Genomic DNA, 5,657 nt, shown 5'->3' with positions numbered 1-5,657 from the left:
ACCGGCTTGAGTCTATCGCAAATTGAGTCTTTATCCAAATAAGTGGAGAACGTTCAGTGAGGAGACCATTCAAAACTTTTTCGGTAATTATAGTTGTCGCTACACAAATAGAATATAAAGTGGCACTTACCCAAAAAATCAGTGTAACTAATATAGTTGAGTTATTAATGGGAGTACAATCTTCAATTTTAAGGCATACAACAACAGGAGATTTGTATAGGCTACCAAGCAATATGAAAAATGAGGCGAGGAAGATTTATAAAACCTGCAATCTTAAACGCTCAGATGCTGTAGAAATATATCTAAAATAAGCAAATAATGTTGTGCCTAAAAATCTATAACCCTTACAAACTAAGGCTTGTAGGACTTCCTCTTAATAAAAACTGCGGAAGTCGGGAAGACCTGATGCACATAAGTTGATAGGACAAAAGAACTCTAATTAAAATGACAATTGCCTTGTAACAAGGTCTATGAATCACATATAGCTTATGTTAATAGCAACTTATGTAAAACCACCACTGTTCATCAAATTAATGTTGATGGCAAAAATTTTACTTCTTGCGAAGACTATCTTAACTCATGTATGGATCTACCCAACAATGACTTAAGGTTGTTTGCAACGTATAATGCTTATTATACGATTAGATATACCAAAATATAAATGCGTAAAACATGATCATCCTGCAGGGATAAGGCATTTGAGTAAGATAACTTATTGCAGGATATTTTTCTATAACAGAGAAGAAATTAACAGCAATTCCTACTCCTAGTTCGCTTTTGCCCCGTTTCTGTAATTTAACCCAATAATGTAAGAGGAAGTATTATCTAGTTACTAAAATTTTGATTTATAGAGATTATTACAATAACAATATAACTATTAAGAATATAAATAATGACAGGCAATGGATTCTAAAGTTCAGCTTCGTCTGGGTTGGATTGAGCTATATAAGTAGTCGAACCATGCAGGAAAGGTATGTACACATTATGGTATTTTATTTTACCTTGCGTAAGTGGTATAAACGTTATGAACTACTAGCCTGGATATTGCATAATGAATTATCAGTAAATCTTTCTATCCCTTGAGTAATAAAGGTTACGAGATTAAATTTGATAAAACTCAAAAATACAATTTGTATTTTTGTATAATTCCTATGAACCCCTTATATTACAAGGGGTTCATAGGTGAATTTTGCTACCTTCATGCAATATCCGGGCTAGGCTCTGTTGACAAAATTTTTAACGTAACCATATTAAAACTCCAACGAAATTTAGAAAAACTAAAAAGGTGGTTGGGGCTTTATCAAACCTAGAAAATATACGCCTAAAATGTTTAATTTTATATTAAGTACAAAAATACAAGTCGTAATTTCATCTGACAATTACCTTGTAACAGTCTATGAATCACACAAGCTTCCTAGATAATACTTCTTCTTACATTATTGTTGTAACAAGGTGTATAAATCACAATAAATTCATCTCTTAATTTGCATTATACTACATTTTAATAGAGCTACTAAGAGATATATTATATAGGATCAACTAAAATTTTATTATCAAAAATTCTTTCCCAATTCTCAAAAGTTTTATTAATAGTTATTATCACTGAGCCTTTTTCATATCTTTTGGCAATTATTTCAAAAAAATCATCAGCTGAATAATTTGGTAGTTTTTTAATACCAAGTTCATCCAAAATTAGCAAATTAGGGGATAAATAATCATTAAATTTTTTATTAAAAAACGTCGTAAAACCCATATATCTTTAGCATATGGCATGAAATAAGTCTATACTCCCTTATATACTCCAGCACCATCAGTAGCCGAGCTTCTATAGTGAATTTCCTTCTGCCTCCTCTGTAACAATTAATTTTGATTTATTCTCTTTTGTCATTTTACAAACTTTCAGCTATTCATATCAATATAACATTTGCCAATCATCATTAAGTTTTATCTGTAATTCCTTATTGAGACTATACACTCCTATTTTTATTCTGGTAAATAAATGCTTATTATAAGGATACTTACTATTTGCCTCATTGCGGGCAAGTATACTCCTTATATATTCAGCACTTTTACGTTGTTTAGGTACAATATTTTCTGGCATATTCTTCAGCATATCACCAATAGTACCAGATCTAAATACTATATGCTGATCATCCTGAACACAGGTGATATTCCTTATTTTTGTTAGTAGAAGATACAACAAAAAATATTCAGATTTATAGGATTCAATCTTAACTAGTTTGTTATTTATTTTGACTATAAGGGCATCTGGTTTTAAATATTCATAAATATCTGGGAATAGCCCGGTACAATATTTTACATCACTTACTGCCCTAGCTATAGCAATCATAAAGGCGTTACGACGATTATTATCAGTTAAATCTACTGATGCTCCTAAAGAAATTAATGTTTCTATATGGGGCTTTTTACCGATATATGCAGCACACATTAAAGGAGTAAGATTGAATTCATTTCTGTAATCAATACCAAATTGATCAACTTTTTGTAAGATATTATTAGTATTTTTATAAATATAATCAACGAAATATTCATCCTGCATTAGAGCAACACATTTGGGAAGATTGTTAGCAGCCTTTACCCCGATATCTTGTAGATTTTTTATTATCCTAACATTAGAATAGATTATTGCATAATTTAGCAATTTAATTATATCCTTTTTATTAGCAGTCTTTTTCACTAATACAACATCCTGTAATTGCGTTAATTGTTGATTATCAATAATTTCCCATGGAATTACTTTATGTTGCAATATACTATCTTCAATGGCTTTAGCCTGCTCTTCTTTACCTTGGGTTATTAGCTTACTTGCTTCTTTTTGCCACTCTTCTCTAGAAGATTCTTTAGCTTCAATAGTTACTTCCTTAATTTGATTAATATCTAGCAGCCTCAAGAGCTTATGAGCTGGATTAGATTCTATCATATAAACATTGCAAATAGACCGAGTAATTGCAACATATAAAGAATTTATATAAAATTTGTATATTTCTAGGGATTTATCTGTTTTTTCTTTTGTCCGAGAATATTTAAAATCTGTATCAAGAAATGATCGATCCATATCCTTGCTAATAGTAGCATAAGTTTGTTCAGAAGATATAAAGTCATAAAGAATTATATTCTCATATTCTAAACCCTTTGCTTCTTGGACAGTAAATATCAGAGGCGTGTTAAAAACTTCCCTGACTTTCTGCTTGCAATGCTCATATAATACTAAAATAGCGTAACTTGTTGATCTAGATGTTCGGGCGTTTACCTCTTTGATAATATTTGGGGTGGCTTCTAAACAGCTAACACTACCATGTTTTTCAGAAGTACTGTCTATAAGATAATGGCTCTCTTTATCGATTGAGCCAAAACGATAATTCTTGAAGCGTAGCACCCGATTAGCCAATTCAGTAACTTCTAAGCTATTACGATAATTTGCCACAAGGATTCTGGTGATACTAGTGGTATTTAAGTCTGTATCACTATAAAAAAAAGATTTTAGCTTAGACCAAGAGAAGAAATTGGGATGGACTATTTGATTAGCATCCCCACATAACAAAAATTGACTATTATCTTTTAGACTTTTTAATATTAAAGATAATTGGCTATTAGTAAAATCTTGCACCTCATCGACAAAGATTGCATCATAAGTAGCCTCCACTAAATTAAGATAGTTATAAGCAATAATATTACTATCATAATAGTTTTCTTGCTCTAAGAATTTAGTATATTTTTGAAAGAGTCCATAAATATCATGTCGTTGTTCTTGAGAAAAGATCGATTGTTTTATTCCTAAATTTAGGTATTCTTCTTTGGTTAAGTAAGCTCTTTCGTTAGAAGAACCGGCTATTACCCCTATAAACTCTTCAAATAGCTTACGCCCATCTCCTATGGATCCAGAAACCTTTTGCTTGGTGAACCATGATAAAAATATATTTTCATTAACTGGTTTCCCTTTAGGAATTTCTATAGTTTCCAAAAACTCACGAAAAGATAAAAAATCAAGATCCTGTTTACTATTACTATAATTACACGAAAAATATAATTTTTGTGAATTATGAACAAGATAGCTAGATAAACTTATATAGAGAATTCTGCCTTCAAGCTCCTTAAGTTTTTCTAAAGTTACTGAGGTTTTGCCACTACCAGCAGAACCAATAATAAGCAAAGGTAGATTACAATGTAATATATCTTCTTGCTGTTTATCAAAGATAATAAATTTATTTAACAAACGAACAGGCGAAGTGTTTGTAGGGCTACCATTCAATAATTCAAGGTCATTTATTTCTAATGACTTAAATTCTACATCTTCTTCAATTATTGCCCCTCCTTTTAAAAATCTCGATTTACTGTAATCGTGATTTCGAATTATTTCTAAAATAAGTAAGTAATATTGATTATTATGCCTTATAGGTTTAAATAATACTCGGTTAGTTATATCCAGTCTAGCTCTGAAATAATCAGTAGGTTTCAGCTTTTTAACTTCTGCTGATTTAAAATCACCTTCCTGTAAAAATTTAATAACCTTATCAAATTTTACCTCAAGACCGTTATAATCTAAATTATAATAATAAAGTATAGAGTACACTGCTTATTCTTAAATTGGTTGTTATTTGGATAAGTAAACAATAAACTAAAAGCAACCTAAAATAAAAACAATATAGCAACTACGTAGGTATTGTGTATCTGCATAAAATTTTAATTTGTATATTGTTAAAAATATTAGTCTACTTATCCTTAAACTAGGAAAATTAAGTTACTACTTTTACTTGATATTGGGCTTTTTTGCTCATTGCTTTATCCTTCCCATTTTTAGCCAAGTTTATAAATTTTCTACGAATGAGTGTATCATGCACTATTCCATTGCCAGTAATAGCTACCTCTTGATTCCTACCCAAGCTAGCAACTATCTTCAGCATTTTATGTTTATCAGGATATGTGTATTGGCAATTATTAGCTATATCCTCAAGTTCACTCCATGATTCTGCCTCTCTTTTGTGATATTCTTCTATAACTGTCATTTTCTTGTATACTTCAGCTTTAAGTTCTTTAGCTTTTATCACAACAGGAGTTAATTTCTCAATCTTCTTTTCTTTATGTTTTAAGATTCCCCCTTTTTTACTATCATAAGTATCTGAGGAGTGAATATCTATCATCTTCTGCTTTTTTTCTTCATGTTCATTCTCCAGTTTCTCCTTGACCTTCACCAATTTATCGTATTGGGCATGTACTGTATCATAATGCTTATCAATACTTGCTTTATATTGATACAAAGTTTTATATTCTTTATTTTGTTGTTTAATTTGTTCTTCACTTTTTATTTGAGTTGTCAATCAAAATTTACGAAATTCTTTCATAATAAGTAATCTATCAATCAGTATAGAAAAATAATGAATCATAGCCTTACTGTATGATTCACTTGCGGTTTCATAACCATATTGTAGCAATATAAATATCTCATATCAATAGCTAATTATTACCTTACTTTTTATGTAAGTATAAAGGTAATATTTGTTTATTTATACAACAAAGTATAAAAATAGTCTATAATGGACTGAAGAAAATGGACAAAAAAAAATAGAGTTAAAAGCTTCCTAATTAAGATAAAATAATAAGAAAAAATTAGGAGAAAAAATGACAAAAGAAAAAGCAAG

At 30.0% G+C, this 5,657-nt stretch carries 3 protein-coding genes and 2 pseudogenes; 1 reads left to right on the top strand and 4 read right to left on the bottom strand.

Annotation, left to right across the window (positions count from 1 at the left end; all coding sequences use genetic code 11):
* Positions 1-95: 95 nt before the first annotated feature.
* A pseudogene (locus tag RiCNE_RS05575) lies at positions 96-311 on the top strand (IS1634 family transposase); the annotation flags it as partial.
* A gap of 925 nt (positions 312-1,236) precedes the next feature.
* On the opposite strand, the pseudogene RiCNE_RS08070 reads toward RiCNE_RS05575, so the two are convergent.
* From RiCNE_RS08070 to RiCNE_RS05560, 4 genes and pseudogenes are all read right to left on the bottom strand, one after another.
* Positions 1,237-1,338 (bottom strand): annotated as a pseudogene (locus RiCNE_RS08070) (IS5/IS1182 family transposase); the annotation flags it as partial.
* Between the two features lie 187 nt (positions 1,339-1,525).
* Positions 1,526-1,753, bottom strand: a complete 228-nt coding sequence (locus RiCNE_RS05570; protein WP_094649607.1) for an ATP-binding protein — start codon at positions 1,751-1,753, stop codon at positions 1,526-1,528.
* A gap of 159 nt (positions 1,754-1,912) precedes the next feature.
* Positions 1,913-4,591, bottom strand: a complete 2,679-nt coding sequence (locus RiCNE_RS05565; protein WP_094649606.1) for a UvrD-helicase domain-containing protein — start codon at positions 4,589-4,591, stop codon at positions 1,913-1,915.
* Between the two features lie 163 nt (positions 4,592-4,754).
* A complete protein-coding gene (locus RiCNE_RS05560) occupies positions 4,755-5,336 on the bottom strand; it encodes a hypothetical protein (protein WP_094649605.1) in 582 nt (193 codons plus the stop codon).
* Between the last annotated feature and the right edge of the window lie 321 nt (positions 5,337-5,657).

It is taken from the genome of Rickettsia endosymbiont of Culicoides newsteadi, from assembly GCF_002259525.1.
Lineage (GTDB): Bacteria > Pseudomonadota > Alphaproteobacteria > Rickettsiales > Rickettsiaceae > Tisiphia.
The sequence above is the reverse complement of the archived record's forward strand: the minus strand, read 5'-3'. Positions and strand labels throughout refer to the sequence as shown.

Bases quoted from the DNA above. Each gene is read 5' to 3' on its own strand.
- RiCNE_RS05570 (WP_094649607.1), bottom strand. From the start codon at position 1,753: ATGGGTTTTACGACGTTTTTTAATAAAAAATTTAATGATTATTTATCC.